Raw genomic sequence first — 15,243 nt, forward strand, 5'->3', positions numbered from 1 at the left:
CGCTGCAGGTTCCAGCGGTGTTGTTGCCGAGGTTTTCGGGTGAACATCGCGAGTGGCGCTCATGATCAAACATGCATCTGGCAACCAAACCACTGCCTCTCCCCTGCCCGCCGGACGGGCAGCGGCCGAAGGTTGCAGACACCAGGGCAGATGGCCCACCACCAACGTGCTCTGCCGGCCGCCATCGCCGGCAAGCCGGCGCCTACAAAAGGGCCACGGGGCTGGCGTATCAATGGCTTCAACCTGCAAATTCCGCTGACTAACCTTTCGATCCTGACGAAGTGCGGGCACAATGCCTGTCCTTTTTTGGCAGGCTCCGCCACAGGCTCTGAAAAATGATCAAAACCCCGTATTACCTCATCGACAAACAGAAACTTCTGACCAACATGCAGAAGATCGCCTACGTGCGCGAGCAGTCCGGCGCCAAGGCGCTGCTGGCACTCAAGTGCTTTGCCACCTGGTCGGTGTTCGATCTGATGCAGGAATACATGGACGGCACCACGTCCTCGTCGCTGTACGAGCTCAAGCTCGGTCGCCAGAAGTTCGAAGGTGAAGCCCACGCCTATAGCGTGGCCTGGGCCGACGATGAGATCGAGGAGATGCTCGCCAACTGCGACAAGATCATCTTCAACTCCATCAGCCAACTGCAGCGTTTTTCCGAGCGCAGCGAGGGCAAGACCCGTGGCCTGCGTGTCAACCCGCAAGTGAGCAGCTCCGACTACCTGCTGGCCGACCCGGCGCGCCCCTTCAGCCGCCTGGGCGAGTGGGACCCGGTGAAGATCGAAGGCGTGATCGAGCAGATCTCGGGCTTCATGTTCCACAACAACTGTGAGAACGGTGACTTCGAACTGTTCGACAAGATGCTGGGCACCATCGAAGAACGCTTCGGCGCGCTGCTGCACAAGGTCAACTGGGTCAGCCTCGGCGGTGGCATCCACTTTACCGGTGAAGGCTATGCAATCGATGCATTCTGCCAACGCCTCAAGGCGTTCTCGCAGAAGTACGACGTGCAGGTGTACCTGGAACCCGGCGAAGCGGCGATCACCAACAGCGCTTCCCTGGAAGTCACCGTACTCGACACCCTCTACAACGGCAAAAACCTCGCCGTGGTCGACAGCTCCATCGAAGCCCACTTGCTGGACCTGCTGATCTATCGCCTCAACGCCAAGCTGGCGCCAAGCACCGGCGAGCACACGTACATGGTGTGCGGCAAGTCGTGCCTGGCCGGGGACATCTTCGGCGAATACCAATTTGATCAGCCGCTGGCCATCGGCGATCGACTGTCGTTCATCGACACGGCAGGCTACACCATGGTCAAGAAAAACTGGTTCAACGGCCTGAAAATGCCGTCCATCGTAGTGAAACAACTCGACGGTACAGTCGAAGTGGTTCGTGAATTTGGTTACGACGACTACCTGTCCAGCCTTTCGTAAAGCGGACAGATAAAGGAGAGATAAAGCAATTGAAAAAGAACGTTCTTATCATTGGTGCAGGAGGTGTCGCCAAGGTGGTGGCCCACAAGTGCGCGCAGCACAACGACGAACTCGGTCGGATTGCTATCGCGTCGCGCAACATCTCCAAATGCCAGGCCATCATCGACAGCGTCAGGGCCAAGGGTAGCCTCAAGGTACCCGCCCAGATCCAGGCCTTTGCGCTGAACGCTTTGGACGTGGAAGCGACCAAGGCACTGATCCGCGAAACCCAATCGCAGATCGTCATCAACGTCGGCTCCGCCTTCCTCAACATGTCGGTACTGCGTGCCTGCATCGATACCGGCGTGGCTTACCTGGACACCGCCATCCACGAAGAGCCGGGCAAGGTCTGCGAGACCCCGCCGTGGTACGGCAACTACGAGTGGAACCACCTGGAGGAATGCAAGCAGAAGAACATCACTGCGATCCTCGGCGTGGGTTTTGACCCAGGTGTGGTCAACGCCTATGCGGCGCTGGCACAACAACAGCATTTTGACCGCATTGATTCGATCGATATTCTCGACGTCAATGCCGGCAGCCACGGCAAATATTTCGCCACCAATTTCGACCCGGAAATCAACTTCCGCGAATTCACCGGACAGGTGTGGAGCTGGCAGAACAGCCAGTGGACCAGCAACACCATGTTCGAAGTCAAACGTACCGACGACCTGCCGGTAGTCGGTTCGCAGAACCTGTACCTGACCGGCCACGATGAAGTGCACTCGTTGTCGAAAAACCTCGACGTGCCCAACGTGCGGTTCTGGATGAGCTTCGGCGAACACTACATCAATGTGTTCACCGTGCTGAAAAACCTCGGCCTGCTCTCCGAGAAGCCGGTCACCACCGCCGAAGGCCTGGAAGTGGTGCCATTGAAACTGGTCAAGGCCGTGCTGCCTGATCCGTCTTCCCTGGCACCGGGCTACACCGGCAAGACCTGCATTGGCGACCTGGTCAAGGGCACCAAGGATGGCCAGCCGCGCGAGCTGTTCATCTATAACGTGGCCTGCCACGAAGAAGCCTATGCCGAAACCGACAGCCAGGGCATCTCCTACACCGCCGGCGTACCGCCTGTAGCCGCAGCGCTGCTGGTAGCCCGTGGCGAGTGGGACGTGCAACGCATGGCCAACGTCGAAGAACTGCCAGCCGAGCCGTTCCTCAAGGCGCTGGACGTGATGGGCCTGCCGACCCGTATCAAGGACGAGAAAGGCGACCGCGCCTGGGATGCTATCGCCTGATAGCGTCTTGTTCCCAAGATCACTCCCACATCCTGTGGGAGTGATCTCGGCCTGCCGCACGTGGTTATGCACAGGAACCTACAGTGAAACGGGCCCTATACCTTGCTCTGCCCGCCTAACCGATTAAGGTAAATGGCCAGCACTTCACCACTGAACTCCGACTCTCGGATATCACTCCCCACCAGCAATTCCTGCACTTGGCTCCGATCCCAATCGTAGTTGTCTTGATAAAGCTCCAGAATTGTCTCCCCCGCGTGCATGTCATCCTTGAACAGGCCAAGCAAGGGATACAGTGGCTCTCTCTGATTGCCTTCCCACAATCCAACCCACTCTTTAAACGCCACCACCGGAAGGTCGCGACCGTAGTAGCGCCCTACCCGTCGGCAAAATTCCTTGAGATCAAGGTTGGTGCGAGCCGTTTGGCAAAGATTAAGTTTCTTACCCAGCGCTTCAGGTTTTCGGGAGATATGCGCGATGGCAGCCACCATGTAGTCAACGGTGGTCAATCCTTCGCGCATATTGTGCAGGTCGGGTACTGCGTTATGCGCCAGGCACGTTTGAATGAAACGCCCCCACCACTGATAGTTGGCACAGACTCCCGTGCGACTGTGGCAGGTGGCGTAGCCGAGGCGAAACGTCACGACAGGAAGGCCTTGGGCGCCAGCAAGATCGGCGAGTTTTTCCATCACCCACTTACTCTGCACATACCCCAGATCCTTGCGAATCGCGCCCAGGTTCTGGTCAATATCGTCTTGCTCATAGGCCAGGGTTCGACCGGTAAAACGATGGCCCCAGCTGTAAATGGAAATGGTCGACATCAGCATCAACGGCTTGATTTTGCTAACGCTGCAAAACTGTATGACGTGACGCATGCTCTGCACGTTATCTTTCTTCATAGAGTCGTAGGGCATGATGAAATTGACGGCACTGGCCGAGTGGTAAACCAGATCGACTTCTTCAGCCAAGGCTGCATAGTCTTCTTGCGCCATCCCCAACATCAATTGCGATAAATCACTGACGTAAACGCGCACTCGCGACCAATCCTGATCGTCGATAACGATTTGATAACGCTCGGCGATGTGCTGTAACCGCACACGGCCAGCGCTGGGACTCTCACAGCGAATGAGGCAATGAACAATGGCGGTGCTGGTGCACAGCAATTGCTCAAGCAGATGAATCCCTACGAAACCGGTGGCCCCCGTCAACAGCATGTGGCGTGGCTCGATCAGTTGAATCGGATCAATATCTGCAGGTAATTGGCTACCGGGCAACAGCCAGACGTCATCCTCAAAGCTGTTTGCGGTGGCGATCTCGACGCCCGATGACGCGTTGCACATGCGCCGACGTATTTCGCCAGCTTGCTCGGCGAACACCAAGTGCTGGTAAACATCTTGAACCGACACCTTTATCAGAAAGGTATCTGTCAACTTGCGCGCCAATGCGGCTGCGCGCAATGAATGCCCTCCAACCTCGAAAAAGCTGTGGTGTGGCTGAAAGTCATCGTGTTCAAGCAGCTCATACCAAACCTGCCCTAACGCCCGCTCCAGCTCATCATTAAAGCGTGTGCCGTCAAACGATGCCGCCGGCTGGGCAGCCAAAAATGCGAGCAGCGCCTGCTTGTCTGTTTTGCCATTGCTGTTCGCGGGTAACGTATCAAGGCAATAGTATTTTTCGGGAAGCATGTAATCCGGCAAGTCCACTTCCAGGCTGCGCCGCAGGCTGGCAATCAATTGTTCTGAATGCTCGTGCGGGTACAGCTTGACAACAAACGCCACCAGCCGCTTTTGCGCCTGCGACCCTGAATCCTGAACGACCACTGCCACCGAATTGACTCGCGGCTCCTTGAGTAAGCGGGCTTCAATTTCACCCACCTCCACGCGGTAACCACGAATTTTCACCTGACCATCCTTGCGCCCCAGAAACTGCAGACTGCCGTCGTCCAGACGCAAGGCCTGATCACCGCTGCGGTAAATGCGACAGCCCAACTGTTCTACATACATAAATCGCTCGGCCGTCAACTGCGGCGCCCGCAGATACTCGCGGGCCAGGCACGGTCCTGCGATACACAACTCACCGACTTCGCCTGCCGGCAGTTCGTCAAGGTTATCGTCAAGGATGTAGATCCGGGATTGGCCGATGGGAAAGCCGATGGAGGGAGGTTTACTCAAACGTTGAGTTTCCACCACCTTTGAGGTCACAAAAATGGTGGCTTCCGTTGGCCCGTAACAATCGATCAAACCATAGGAAAGATGCTCGACGTCCACCGGGTGCAGCTTCTCGCCGCAGGTGTAAATGTATTTAAGACTCCACCCTTCAGGTTGCGCAGCATTCACTACGTCATACACCTTCAACGTCGGGACAAAGGCGTGAGTGATAGCGTTAATCACGCAAAAATCTAAAAACGCCTGACTATTGAGCAGTGACTGCTGGTCCAGTAAGTAAAGACAGGCACCGGCAATCAGTGCCGACCAGATTTCTGCCTGGCAAAGATCAAAGCCAACCGCCGCCATCATTGTTTGGCGGCTGGACGAATCAATGTGCAGATCAAGATTATGTTGAAGCAACAACGCCGCGACACTGTGATGCTCAATCACCACGCCCTTGGGATTGCCCGTAGTCCCGGAAGTAAAAATCACGTACATCGCATCGCCGGGATCAACAGTGACGTGGCTAGCGGGACTGACTGGCGCATCAAGCAGATGCTCGACCGTTATCACCTCGCACCCCATTAATGGCCCATCGTCTTCATTGCTGGTACACAGCACATAGGACGCCAGACATTGGGCACCAATGTACTCTTGGCGGGAGTGTGGCAACTGCCGATCCAGGGGTACAAACGCAGCGCCGGCTTTTAATACACCCAGCATTGCTACCACCAACTCGATGGACCGCTCTGCCCGGATCAGCACCCGATCGCCAGCACCGACATTGCGTGAGTGCAACCAAGCGGCCACTTTTGCGCTTCGACGATCCAGTTCGGTGTAGGTAATGCGCTCTTGCAAACCGACGATCGCCAGCCGTTGCGGATCAGCCCGCACCTGGCGCTCGAACAAACTCACCACCGTATCCAGCGACATGATCAAACCTCCTTGTCCAGCGTTAACTGATTCCCTCCCTCAACCGAGAGATTGCCTGAGCAAGGCCAACCTCGGTAACTGTCAAAAATCACAGTTTTTTATAAAAAATCAAACTATCTGCAGGCCCTCTGAGCCACATAAAGAATAAGTCCTTAATTTCTACTCGCGTGTTCGGCAGCCACGCGTCTGCCCGTCTTCCCGGTTATTGCAAGCGCCCTCACGCAAAAGGTAATATTGAGAACGATTCACAATACCACCCTTGAGAAAGTCGACCCGTGCAGTCACCTCCAATCCGCAAGCTGGGCTTCTTTTTCAATGACCATCACCGGTGGTTGCTGCAACATATCCAGCATCGCGTGCGTAATCACGCCGATGCCGAAGACACCGCCGCCGATACGTTCTGCCAGATGCTCGCCGCGCGGGTCGATCCCGACAGCATCGAGCAACCCCGGGCCTATCTCTCGACCATTGCGCGTCGGCTGATCTTTGATCGTTACCGCCGCAGTCGCCTGGAAACCGCCTATCTGGAGCGGCTCGCCGCGACGCCCGAGGCGCTGGCGCCCTCCCCCGAAGACCAACTGCAACTGATCCAGGCCCTGGTGGCAATTGACCGCGCCCTCGATGGCCTGCCGCTGATCGTCAAGGCCACCTTTCTTTATAGCCAACTCGACGGCATGAGCTACGTGGCGATTGCGCGCAAGCTGCAATTGTCTGAGCGCACCGTGAGCCGCTATATGAAACAAGCCCTGCGCCAATGCTACCTGGCCGAGATGGCCCCATGAGCAAGGCCCGCCTGGACCCGATCAGCGAGCAGGCCATTGACTGGATGGTGCGCCTGCGCGCGGGCAAACCAGATGCGTTGCTGCAGGAACGGTTCAACGCCTGGTTGGGCCTGGACCCGGCCCACGCCCAGGCCTGGGCCCGCTTGCAGGAGCGCTTGGGCGGATCGTGGAACACCTTGCGCAGCCTCGATAAACGCCTGCCCGGCGAAGCCCGGCAAGTGCTGTTGCAACCCCAGGGTTCACGCCGCGAAGTGCTGCGCGCCATCACGGGCCTGGGCCTGCTGGGTGGCGGCCTGTGGCTGGCGGCGCGCAGCCCGCTGGGTGACGACCTGCTGGCCGACCTGCACACCGCGCGCGGTCAGCGCCAGACCTTCACCCTGCTGGACGGCAGCCGCCTGACCCTGAACGCAGGCAGCGCCATCGACCTGCAATTCGACCAGAACCAGCGCTTGATCATCCTGCGGCACGGCGAACTGGTGATTCAGGTGGCGGCCGACCCCCAGCGGCCGCTGCGCGTGCGCAGCGCCCAGGGCAGTGTCCAAGCGTTGGGCACGCGCTTCCTCGTGTCCCAAGAGCCAGACGCCACGCGGGTGGTGGTGCTGGAGCATTCGGTCCAGACGACGCTGCACAACGGCATCCAGCACACCGTGCAGCAAGGCCAATCGGTGCTGCTCCACGCCAACCGCATCGAACCGCTGGCCGGCAACCAGAGCTACCGCGCCGACTGGCTCGCCGGGCACCTGAACGTGCTGGACGACTCCCTGGAACAGGTGGTTAGCGCCCTGCGCCCCTACAGCCGTGGTTTTGTGCGCGTCGACCCGCAAGTACGCGAGCTGCGCGTGCAGGGTGTATTCCCCCTCAACGACCCACACAGGGCCTTCGATGCGCTGGCCGAAACCCTGCCGATCCGGGTGGATCACTACAGCCCGTGGCTGACCCTGATTCGTGCCAGGTAACCCGGGCAAAACTTTTTTATGCAAATCACTCTTATTTGTGTCCGGTTTTCATTTCTCGGCCCACCTATCTCCTGACACGTCCACACCTTCAGGAGAATGCTGTGCTCAACCCTTGGCCCCATGCCCTTTGCGTCGCCGTTGCCCTGGCAACCCTGGCGAGCCCTGCCCTGGTACAGGCCCAAAGCCTGTCTTTCAATTTGCCGGCCGGCCCGCTGGCCCAAACGCTGAACGCCATTGCCAGCCAGAGCGGGCGGATTGTGTCCCTGGACCCGGTGTTGGTGCAGGGCAAGCAGGCCCAGGCGGTGATCGGCCAGATGCCGGCCGAACAGGCCATGGACCGTGCGTTGGCGGGCAGCGGCTTGCAGTTGCGGGTGACCGGGCAAGGCAATTTCAGCGTCGAGCCTGCCGCCGACAGCGGCGCCGCGCTGCAACTGGGCGTGACATCCATTGCCGCCCACAGCATCGACCCCACCATCACTGAAGATTCCGGCTCCTACGCCGCACGGGCCGTGACTATCGGCAAGGGCACCCACACCCTCAAGGAAATCCCCCAGTCGATCACGGTGATGACCCGCAAACAAATGGATGACCAGGGCCTGGTCGACCTCAAGGACGCCGTCAACCAGACCACTGGCCTGGTGGGTGTGCAAGGCGTAGGCAAAGGCATGATCATCACCTCCCGCGGCTTCCAGATCGACGACTGGCAGTACGACGGCGTGCCGATCCCACGCAATACCTATGCCCTGGGCAACTGGGCCACCCAGGACCTGATCTTCTTCGACCGCCTGGAAGTGCTGCGCGGCGCCTCCGGCCTGCTACAGGGCACCGGCAGCCCGGGTGGCGCAATCAACCTGGTGCGCAAGCGCGGGCAAGCGGCACCCACCGTCGCCCTCACCGCCAAGGCCGGCAGTTGGGACCACTACGGCCTGCAGCTGGACGCCGGCGGCCCGCTGAACCAGAGCGGCACGGTCCGTGGGCGGATGGTGGCGGACGAAGACCAGAGCGACTCCTTCATCGACTACGAATGGAGCAAGACCCACTCGTTGTACGGCGCCCTGGACTTCGACCTGCAGGAAGACACCACCCTGGGGCTGGCCGTCAGCCGCACCAATGCCGAGTCGCGTCCGATGCTGCGCGGCCTGCCACGCTATGCCACCGGCAAGTCGATCGACCTGTCACGTTCGACCTTCACCGGTTCACGCTGGAACCACTCGCAGATCGACGTCACCACCCTGTATGCCGACGTGGAGCACCGCTTCAACGACGACTGGAAGCTCAAAGTCGGCGCGGTACGCATGCATGAAGAAAACACCTCCACCCACCAGCGCGTACAGACCAACAACGAAGGCATCGAAGCCGACGGCAGCGGCGTGTCATACGCCGACTGGTACACCGATTTCGATGGCACCAAGATCGGCCTCGATACCCACCTCACCGGGCGTTTCGAGGCGCTGTCCATGGCGCAGGAAATCACTCTGGGCGGCAACTACTCCAAGTACACCACCAACGACGTCATCGCCCGGACGTTCAATGACAGCACCGATAACATCTTCGACATCAATAACCACCGCCCCGAAGTCACCTACGAAAGCCTGATGAACACCCCTGGCGGCCGCGCAACACCGAGCAAGTACGACATCCGCCAAAAAGGCCTGTATGGCAGCTGGCGCGTCAAGCCGATCGACCCGTTGACCCTGGTACTTGGCGCCCGTGTCAGTTGGTATGACTACAGCTACACCTCCTCGGGCATCACGGCGGTGACCCACGCCACCAGCGTCAACAAACCCAGCACCACCAACGAAACCGGCGAAGTCACGCCCTACGCCGGGATCGTCTACGACCTGAGCCGCGAGTGGGCGGTGTACGCCAGCTACACCGACGTGTTCGAGCCACAGACCCCGCGCGACCTCAGCGGTGCGGTGGTCAAGCCAGTGATTGGCAGCAACTACGAAATCGGCCTCAAGGGCGAGTTGATGGATGGTCGGGTCAACACCTCCCTGGCGTTGTTCCGCTATGACCAGGAAAACCGCGCGATCACCGACTACTCCCTGGGCGAAATCTGCGGCGGCACTTACTGCGCAACGAGTTCCGGCAAGGTGCGCAGCCAGGGCCTGGAAGCGGAAATCAGCGGCGAAGTGCTGAGCGGCCTGCAACTGTTTGCCGGCTATACCTACAACACCACCAAGTACCTCGAAGATCGCGACAACAAAGGCCGAGTGTTCAGCCAATGGACACCCAAGCACATGTTGCGGGTATGGAGCGACTACCAGTTCAGCGGCGACTGGAGCAAGGTCAGCGCCGGGTTGGGCTTCACCACCCAGAGCCATACCCTGGGCTACGAATACACCTATGACGTGGCGGGCTACACGGTGTGGAATGCGCGCCTGGCCTATCAGCTGACGCCGGAGGTAGGGCTGGCGATGAATGCCAACAACCTGTTCGACAAGACCTACTACGCGTCCGGGTACAACCAGCTCAACGGCAACAACTTCTATGGTGATCCGCGCAATGTGATGTTCAGCGTCAAATACACGCCGCAGTTCTGAGTGGCTGACGCCAGCCCGTTGGGGTAGGCCCGGTTGCTGTTGCAAGCGGGTCTACCCTGGCAATAAGGCTTTGTTAGCCATCAGGTCAATCGCAGTAAACCGTTCTGACTGTCGAGCCCTCTTGTACGAACTTGACGCCTTTGCCACGGCACACAAACGGGTTGGGCGCATTGGCCTCCTTCCCGCCAATCGGGCCCACTCTGGGCGCCAGGGCTACCTTCTCGTGTGGAAATAAGAAACTGAATATTCGGTCGAGCGGAGCGAAAAAAGCGACGCTCTCTTCACCCACTTCGCCTCCTGAATAATAGCGTCCGCCTTTCATCCCCCCTGCGTATATCAATGAAGACCCAAATATCTGAACGCCCATCAACAGTGCAAAAAAAACCGCTGTCCTTTTCATCTCAACCTCCTCAACCGCATAACCAGCACCTTGTGAACGTTCAGGGCAACTGCGCCACCACGGCAATATCGTCTTGTGCACCATCATTGGCCACACCCGCAACATAGGTTCCGCTGAAGGAGATACTGCTCAGGGTGCTCTGCAGTCCACCGCTCACAGGGGGGATGGGCACGGTAGCGTTGATAGGATCCCAGGTGCAGGCGGTGGCGTATTCATTGCTATTGGTGCAGTCCATCGCCACGGTGTCGTTTTCCGCAAGGCTGAAAGCACGGGTACTGACGCTACCCGGCAAAAACGCGATAGGCCGCACACCAAAACTGGTGGTGGTGTCCGCCCAAAAGAAATCGGTGGTAAAGCCCGTCGGTGCCATACCTCGCGCCAATACACGCCCGGCGTTGTTCACCGCAACCCCGCTGTTGTTGGCGCCCAACGGTAATGTCAGCAGCCGAGGCGCGCTGGTGGGTGAAGGCCAAAACGCGGCTTTACTGCTCTGGTGAGGCGTGGTGGGAAAAGTACAGGTGCCCACGACTTGGTTCAGATCGTTCATACCCACGCCCCAGCATGCAGTTGCCCCGCTTGCCAGAGGCAAGTCAGTGATCGAGTACGCGCTCGCCCCCCGTGTAGCGACTCGCGCCACTGGCTTGCCATTGACCGGACAGTTCAGCAGGAGGCTGGGATAACCGTTGATTGCAGTGTTGTTCACAACGGCACCGCGGCACATGTCGCCCCAACCTGAAATACGCAACGGCGTCGCAATGCCTGGCATATATAAAACGACAGTGACCGCGCCCGCACCGCTGATACTCAGGCCAAGCACCGCCCCTTGCTGGTTCTGCGCGGTTGCGGCGGTCTGCACATCGGCAGGACGTAACAGGGGGATCAGGAATGTTGCCGGCAATGGGGTCAGCTTGGTCGGCGCGCCACTGGGCGTGCCGGCACTCCAGGTCACGGCAAAATTACGACCGCTCGCATCGGCGCAACTGCCCAGCAGCGATCCGTTGTTGGCAATGGCCCCCACCGCACAAGGCTGATTGGCCGCCAACGAAGGCAAGATCTGCTGCGGCCCGGCGGTAGAGGCTGCATACCAGGGCTCGCCATTGGCGCTAGGGTCATCCTGCGAGCAATTACCCACACTCTGACCACTGTCGTTGACCCCGGTAGTCGCACATTGCGCGCCCGCCGCGTTGCCCAAATTGACAAAAGTCGCCGCATTGACCGCCGCGCTCGCGCCCCACAACAAAGCCCCGCCGCTCACCATCATTGGCAGGATCGCGAATTTAAATAAGTTCTGCATGATCGGTCCGTCCCTGGAAAGTTACCGTCCTTCAGTCCAACGCATGACACTGGTTATGCGCTGGGTCCGAGAGGCAGTAAAAACCGGGAAAGCCGTGCCGACAACTGTCAGATCTGACAGGTTTAAAAACTACAAGAAGAGGTCCATAAAGAGAGGTTTTTAGTCGCGTCTGCCAATCAACTCACGCCACCCTGGCCGAACCGATAAATCGACAGGCAATACAGCCCCAGCGCCGCCACCGCCAGCAAGCCCCCGGCCGCGCCGATCCAGGCAAAGCCGAAGTGCCCGCCGACCCAACTGCCGAGCAACGCCCCGCCACCAATCCCGATGTTGTAGATCCCGGAGAACATGGCCATCGCCACGTCGGTTGCATCCGGCGCCAGCACCAGCACTTTGGACTGCAACGCCAAGCCAAAGGCCATGATCGCCATGCCCCAGAACACGCTCAACACCACCAGGTACGACACATCGCCACTCAACGGCAGAAGCAGCCCCAGGCACAGGGCCAATACCGCCACCGCCACCAGCAGAAAGCGGTAAGGATTGAAGCGGTGCAGCACGCTGAACAGCAACGAGCCAATGATCCCCGCCCCGCCAAACACCAACAGCACCAGGGTCACGGCATTGCCGCCCAGGCCGGCGACGCGCTCCACAAAGGGCTCGATATAGCTGTAGGCGGTGAACTGCGCGGTGACCACCATCGCCGTCAACACATACAACGCCACCAGCGCCGGGCGCTTGAACAGCAGCGGCAGGCTACGCAGGGAACCGGAGTTCTGGCTCGGCAACAACGGCAAGGTGCGCGCCAGCCAGAACACCAGCGCGGCGGCAAACCCGGCAATCACTATGAATGTGGTGCGCCAGCCCATGGCTTCGCCCAGCAGGCGCCCCAGGGGAATCCCCAGGACCATTGCCAACGAAGTACCCGTGGCCAACAGCCCCAAGGCCTGGACCTGCTTGCCCGGCGGCGCCAGACGCACCGCCAGCGACGCGGTGATCGACCAGAACAGCGCATGGGACAAGGCAATGCCGATACGGCTGACCATCAACAAGCCAAAACTGTTGGCCATACTGGAAAGAAGATGGCTGGCGATAAACAGGCCGAACAGCACAATCAGCAACTTGCGCCGCTCGACGTTGCGCGTCAGCAACATCACCGGCAGCGACGTCAATGACACCACCCAGGCATAGATGGTCAGCATCAGACCGACCTTGGGGATCGGCATGTCGAAGCTGGCGCCAATGGCGCTGAGCAAACCGACCGGGACGAATTCAGTGGTGTTGAACACAAAGGCGGCCAGCGCCAGGGCGATGACCGGTTGCCAGTTGGCGGCGGGTGTAGCGGTGCTAGTACTCATCGACAGGTCGTTTTACTCTGTTGCGCGCTGATCCTGACGGCCCGATGCCAGCCCTTGAGCAGCGCGCAAAAATAGTAACACGATGGTTCAGGGATCGACTTGCGCCATGATCTCGGGAATGGACTCCGGGCGATTGGCGTAACGCTGGGCCAGCACCGCACAGACCATCAACTGGATCTGGTGGAACAGCATCAGCGGCAGGATCAACACGCCCATGGTGCTGCCGGCAAACAGTACCTGCGCCATCGGCACGCCCGTGGCCAGGCTCTTTTTCGAGCCGCAGAACAGGATGGTGATGCGGTCTTCCTGATTGAACCCAAAGGCCTTGCCCAACAGCGCGGACGCCACCAGCACCAGCGCCAGCAAGACGCAACAGGCCACAAGCAAACCGGCCAATTCCCACAACGGAATCTGATGCCAGATGCCTTCATTGACCGCTTCGCTGAACGCACCGTAGACCACCAGCAGGATCGACCCCTGATCGACGAACTTCAGCCAGTTCTTGTTACGCCCCACCCACTCGCCGATCCAGCGTCGGGCGATCTGCCCGGCGATAAACGGCAGCAGCAGTTGCACGCTGATCTTGAGAATCGCATCCACGGTGGAGCCGCCGTCGCCATGCACATTGAGCAGCAGCGTCACCAGCAACGGCGTAAGGAAAATCCCGAACAGGCTGGACGCCGCCGCGCTGCAAATCGCCGCCGGGATATTGCCCCGCGCCAGCGACGTAAAGGCAATCGCCGACTGCACCGTGGCCGGCAGCGCACACAGATAAAGCATGCCCATGTACAAATCTTTGCCAATCATCGGCGACAGCAACGGCTTGAGGGCCAGGCCCAGCAGCGGGAACAGCACGAAGGTCAGGCTGAACACCAACAGGTGCAAACGCCAGTGCCCGGCACCGGCAACGATGGCCTGGCGTGACAGCTTGGCGCCATGCAGGAAGAACAACAGCGCGATGGCCAGGTTGGTCACCCAACCAAAGGCCACGGCAGCCTGGCCGCTGACGGGCAGCAAAGAGGCCAGGGCCACCGTGGCAATCAAGGTCAGGGTGAAGTTATCGGGTAAAAACCGGGGGCGAGTCATGGGCTGTTCTTTCCAGGGGTTGCCAGGGCGTCGTGCCGACTCTAACGTAACGGCCTGTTACCGACTAACGCCAATGAGCCAGTAAATGCCGCCAAAAGGACACGACAAGGCCGTTCGCCGTAGCATTCCCGGGCTCTCCAGCCTGCCACGCCCGGTGTATGGCCGTACCGAATCCCTGCCCAACCGCGCCCTGACCCGCCGCCATAGCCACCCGTGGGTGCAGTTGTCGTATGCAATCTCCGGGGTGCTGGAGATCCAGACCAGTGCCGGGCGCTTCGTGGCGCCGCCGCAACGGGCGGTCTGGATCCCGGCGGGTATGCCACATCGGGTGTTCAGCTCGCCGCACACCGAAATGCGCAGCCTGTACCTCGACTGCAGCGTGACCGCCTGGGCGGCGGAGCGCTGCCAGGTGCTGGCGGTGAGTGATCTGTTGCGCGAGTTGATCCGCCGCTTCAGCGAACTGCCGGTGGAATATGCCGAAGACGGCCCCGACGGGCGCCTGGCCCAAGTCCTGCTCGACCAACTCGCCGCCGCGCCACAGGTGGACCTGATGCTGCCGCTGCCGCTGGACAGCCGGTTGCGCCAGATCTATCGTAGCCTGAGCCTGCACCCGGAACAGGCGACCACGCTGGGGCAGTGGAGCCAGCGCCTGGGGGTCAGCGAAAAAACCCTGAGCCGGTTGTTTGTGAGCGATACCGGCCTGACCTATCGCGCCTGGCGCCAGCGGCTGAGGCTGCTCGGCGCCCTCCCCGACCTGGAACGCGGCGAGCGGGTGACGGACGTGGCGCTGGGGTGTGGGTATGAGTCGGTTTCGGCGTTTATCGCCGCGTTTCGACAACAGTTTGATACGACACCCGGGGAGTTTTTTCGCTGACTGGATTGACCCGAGGGTTGGCCTCGCACAATCCCCTGTGGGAGATTCTATGTTGCAGGTAAACCCTGCAACCTTAAGTTCGGTTGGTATTCGCTCTGGTTTTTCATCAGCGCGAATGCCACCCGGCAGAGCTTGCGGGCGAGGATTACCAGGGCTTGGGTCT

General features: G+C 59.8%; 11 protein-coding genes and 1 pseudogene. 6 read left to right on the forward strand and 6 right to left on the reverse strand.

Annotated elements, in window-relative coordinates; genetic code table 11:
• Positions 1 to 335: 335 nt before the first annotated feature.
• Positions 336 to 1,433 carry a carboxynorspermidine decarboxylase gene (locus tag FIV38_RS27235; protein WP_092235670.1) on the forward strand — a complete coding sequence of 366 codons (1,098 nt, stop codon included), beginning with the start codon at positions 336 to 338 and terminating at the stop codon, positions 1,431 to 1,433.
• A 29-nt stretch (positions 1,434 to 1,462) separates the two neighbouring features.
• Complete coding sequence (locus FIV38_RS27240; RefSeq protein ID WP_092235667.1) at positions 1,463 to 2,707, forward strand: saccharopine dehydrogenase family protein; 1,245 nt, start codon at positions 1,463 to 1,465, stop codon at positions 2,705 to 2,707.
• A 95-nt stretch (positions 2,708 to 2,802) separates the two neighbouring features.
• Here FIV38_RS27240 and FIV38_RS27245 read toward each other — a convergent pair whose 3' ends face one another.
• Positions 2,803 to 5,784: an amino acid adenylation domain-containing protein gene (locus FIV38_RS27245; protein ID WP_092235664.1), complete on the reverse strand. Its 2,982-nt coding sequence runs from the start codon at positions 5,782 to 5,784 to the stop codon at positions 2,803 to 2,805.
• Between the two features lie 275 nt (positions 5,785 to 6,059).
• On the opposite strand from FIV38_RS27245, the gene FIV38_RS27250 reads away from it, so the two are divergent.
• The 3 genes from FIV38_RS27250 (at position 6,060) to FIV38_RS27260 (ending at position 10,068) form a co-directional block, all read left to right on the forward strand.
• Complete coding sequence (locus FIV38_RS27250) at positions 6,060 to 6,566, forward strand: sigma-70 family RNA polymerase sigma factor (protein WP_029292941.1); 507 nt, start codon at positions 6,060 to 6,062, stop codon at positions 6,564 to 6,566.
• Entirely contained in the window at positions 6,563 to 7,522 is a 960-nt protein-coding gene (locus FIV38_RS27255) for a FecR domain-containing protein (protein ID WP_092235661.1), read from the forward strand. The genes FIV38_RS27250 and FIV38_RS27255 overlap by 4 nt, the downstream gene beginning before the upstream one ends.
• Before the next feature lie 101 nt (positions 7,523 to 7,623).
• Positions 7,624 to 10,068 carry a TonB-dependent siderophore receptor gene (locus FIV38_RS27260; RefSeq protein ID WP_092235657.1) on the forward strand — a complete coding sequence of 815 codons (2,445 nt, stop codon included), beginning with the start codon at positions 7,624 to 7,626 and terminating at the stop codon, positions 10,066 to 10,068.
• Positions 10,069 to 10,153: 85 nt separating this feature from the next.
• Here the strand turns inward: FIV38_RS27260 and FIV38_RS27265 are convergent, their stop codons facing one another.
• The 4 genes from FIV38_RS27265 to FIV38_RS27280 form a co-directional block, all read right to left on the reverse strand.
• Positions 10,154 to 10,555, reverse strand: a complete 402-nt coding sequence (locus FIV38_RS27265; RefSeq protein WP_146492592.1) for a hypothetical protein — start codon at positions 10,553 to 10,555, stop codon at positions 10,154 to 10,156.
• Entirely contained in the window at positions 10,509 to 11,762 is a 1,254-nt protein-coding gene (locus FIV38_RS27270) for a hypothetical protein (RefSeq protein WP_092235651.1), read from the reverse strand. The genes FIV38_RS27265 and FIV38_RS27270 overlap by 47 nt, the downstream gene beginning before the upstream one ends.
• Positions 11,763 to 11,938: 176 nt before the next feature.
• Complete coding sequence (locus tag FIV38_RS27275; protein WP_092235649.1) at positions 11,939 to 13,120, reverse strand: sugar transporter; 1,182 nt, start codon at positions 13,118 to 13,120, stop codon at positions 11,939 to 11,941.
• Positions 13,121 to 13,207: 87 nt separating this feature from the next.
• Positions 13,208 to 14,206, reverse strand: coding sequence for a bile acid:sodium symporter family protein (locus FIV38_RS27280; RefSeq protein WP_092235647.1), 999 nt, complete (start codon positions 14,204 to 14,206; stop codon positions 13,208 to 13,210).
• An 85-nt stretch (positions 14,207 to 14,291) separates the two neighbouring features.
• Here FIV38_RS27280 and FIV38_RS27285 point away from each other — a divergent pair, with 85 nt between their 5' ends.
• A complete protein-coding gene (locus tag FIV38_RS27285) occupies positions 14,292 to 15,080 on the forward strand; it encodes an AraC family transcriptional regulator (RefSeq protein ID WP_029292952.1) in 789 nt (262 codons plus the stop codon).
• 47 nt (positions 15,081 to 15,127) lie between these two features.
• Here the strand turns inward: FIV38_RS27285 and FIV38_RS27290 are convergent.
• A pseudogene (locus tag FIV38_RS27290) lies at positions 15,128 to 15,243 on the reverse strand (IS110 family transposase); the annotation flags it as partial.

Origin of the sequence: Pseudomonas proteolytica, from assembly GCF_007858275.1 — a bacterium.
In the GTDB taxonomy this organism is placed as follows: domain Bacteria; phylum Pseudomonadota; class Gammaproteobacteria; order Pseudomonadales; family Pseudomonadaceae; genus Aquipseudomonas; species Aquipseudomonas proteolytica.